The following is a 1,143-nucleotide window of genomic DNA, read 5'->3' on the forward strand; positions in this document are numbered from 1 at the left end:
GCTTCTTCGAGCGCAGCGACCTCGCGAGCTATGGTCGCCTCCGAGCCCATGTTCGCGCACACCTGGATGAGTTCGACCGGACCCCCGGGCGTTACGGAGTCGACGACGAAGTCGATCTGCCTGCCGCTTGCGGTTCGATGGTAGGAGATGCGTCCGTGTCGCAGATCGGTCAGCCGACGACGCAGCTCAAGATAGACGGCCGTCTCGAGCCGCGCGCCCACGTCCTGTGCGGCGCACGTCGACATCGCCCAAGCGAGACCGGGGTCCACCGCGTACACCTTGCGCGGGTTCACCATGCGGGCCTTGTACGACCGGCGGCGCACCTCGACCGTGAAGACGAGAAACGCGTCGGTCAGGTGTCTGAGGTACTCGTGCAGCGTGTCCTTTCCCACGCGGACGCCCTCGGACTTGAGGCTCGCCGCGAAGCGATTGACCGAGAACTCCGAAGCCGTGGCGTCGAGGAGCCTCTCGACCAGCCATCTCAAGGCCACCGTGTTCGAGATTCGATGCCGCTCGGCCACATCCAGCATGAGCACGAGTTCGGCGTAGTCCTGGAGCACGCGCACACGATCGGGCATCTCGAGCGTCTGCACCTCGGGAAACCCGCCAACATGCAGGGAGCGGTCGAAGAACGTCTCCATCTCCGAGCGTTCGCGCGCGGAGTAGCCGTCACGCGGCACCGAGATACCCGCGTGGCGCACGCTCTCGGCAAAGCTGAATGGGAGCAGTTCAAGCGAGATTCCGCGTCCCCTCAGTTCTGTTGCCACCTCTGTGCTGAGCATCTTCGAAGACGAGCCCGTCAGGTAGATCTGGACGTTCTCAGTGTCCAGAACTCGGCGTACGAACAGCTCCCAGCCCTCAACGTTCTGGATCTCGTCGAAGAACAGATACGCGCCGGTGTCCCTGGCGCGCGGACACTGCCTGTAGAACGCCAGCAGAACCCCGTCCAGCAGGTCGGCCGACGGCCGGCGCAGTCGATCGTCGGCAAGGTTCACGTACAGCATGCGTTCCCGTTCCACGCCCTGTGCCTGGAGTCTCTTCATCTCCTGGTAGCAGAGGTACGTCTTGCCGCACCGTCGCATCCCCACGATCGTCGTGGCTTTGCCGGGGATCAACGGGACGTTGACGTCTCGCAGCGTGAGA

Annotated in this window: 1 protein-coding gene; it reads right to left on the minus strand. The window is 64.0% G+C overall.

The genetic code is table 11. The features are described 5' to 3' along the window. Positions 1 to 1,143: ATP-binding protein (locus Q8K99_12655; protein ID MDP2183405.1), on the minus strand; the 1,143-nt coding region annotated here is incomplete at both ends.

Source organism: Actinomycetota bacterium (genome assembly GCA_030682655.1).
In the GTDB taxonomy this organism is placed as follows: Bacteria; Actinomycetota; Coriobacteriia; order Anaerosomatales; family JAUXNU01; genus JAUXNU01.